General features: G+C 72.4%; 1 protein-coding gene and 1 pseudogene. Both read right to left on the bottom strand.

Annotation, left to right across the window (positions count from 1 at the left end):
• Window positions 1-67: 67 nt before the first annotated feature.
• A complete protein-coding gene (locus tag FPZ41_RS46510) occupies window positions 68-733 on the bottom strand; it encodes an FMN-binding negative transcriptional regulator (RefSeq protein ID WP_152870926.1) in 666 nt (221 codons plus the stop codon).
• Window positions 733-1,350: pseudogene (locus tag FPZ41_RS46515) on the bottom strand (pyridoxamine 5'-phosphate oxidase family protein); the annotation flags it as partial. The pseudogene FPZ41_RS46515 and the gene FPZ41_RS46510, both read right to left, overlap by 1 nt.
• Window positions 1,351-1,400: the final 50 nt, after the last annotated feature.

Here is a 1,400-nt window from a genome sequence, read left to right on the forward strand (position 1 = left end):
CAGCCTCGGGCTCTCGTGGGGGCCCTCGGCACTCGCGGGCCCCTCGGTTTTCGCGGGGCCCGCACCGTCACCTGCCGGCAGCCCACACGCCTCGCCGGCGCAGCTGGTGCTCCCGCGCCGCGGCGTCGCCCGGAGCGCCCCGCGTCGCGAGCCCGGTCACGATGCGGTCCTGCACCTCCTCCGGTTTGTGGGCGGCGTACTTGAACTTCGCCCGCACGTCCGTCACTTCGAGCCGCAGCCCGCGGATACCGGAGAGGGACCGGCCGTACGGGGCCTCGCCGACGGCCACGGCCGCCGAGCCGCCCTCGGGCTGGAAGTGGCCCACCTGGCGGTTGAGCAGGTGGGCCTTCTCCGCCGGGTCGTCCACGATGTGGGCGACGCACCGCAGCTGGACGGCCGCGTAGAAGCTCGTCGGGGTGCCGTGCTCGGGCGGGGTGCCCGGCGGGGCCTGCCAGGGGCCGGGGATGAACACGTAGTCGTCCACGACGCTCAGCAAAACCTCCGGGTTCGCGTCCAGCGCGGGCCACATGGGGTTCGGTCGGGCGAGGTGGGCGACGACCTCGCCGTGCCCGGAGGACTCGCCGAGCCCACGGTCGTACGCGAAGTGCAGCGGCTGGACATACGGCGGCTCGCCGGGCAGGCCGTTGACGGCGAGCTGCCCGAAGTCGTGGCCGGCGAGCCACCCCTGCCACTCGGCGTCGTCGCGGGGCGCGTCCCACGGGTGGATCAGCATCACCGCACCGCCAGGTAGTCGGGGAGCTCCGTGCCGGGCGCCAGGTCCGGGTCGGGCAGCGGCGTGCCGTAGCCCTTGTGCACCGGGACGACGCCGGCCCAGTGGGGGAGGGCGAGGTCCTCGGGCTCGTCGTTGACACCGCCCGTGCGGAGCTTGGCGGAGACCTCGTCGAGGTCGAGGCGGATCACGGCGGTGGCGGCGGACTCCTTGGTGTTGGCGGGCCGGGAGTCACGTGAGCGGCCGGGCACGACATGGTCCACCAGCGCGTCCAGGGCCAGCCGCTTCTCCTCCGGGTCGGTCACCTGGTGGGCGATGCCGTGCACCACCACGGAGCGGTAGTTGATCGAGTGGTGGAAGGCGGACCGGGCGAGGACCAGCCCGTCGACGTGCGTGACCGTCACGCACACCGCGAGCCCCGGATCGGCCTGGCCGGTCATGCGCAGCGGACGCGAACCCGTCGAGCCGTGGAGGTAGAGCCGCTCGTCGACCCGGGCGTACAGGGTGGGCAGCACGATCGGGGCGCCGTCCCGCACGAAGCCGAGATGGCACATGTAGCCCTCGTCGAGTATCGCGTGCACCACGTCCTTGTCGTAGGAGGCCCTCTGTGCGGAACCTGTCTCTTATACAAATCTGAAGCTGCCGACGATGGCGGGTTTGTAGAACTCTG

It is taken from the genome of Streptomyces acidicola, from assembly GCF_009377235.1.
GTDB classification, from domain to species: Bacteria; Actinomycetota; Actinomycetes; order Streptomycetales; family Streptomycetaceae; genus Streptomyces; species Streptomyces acidicola.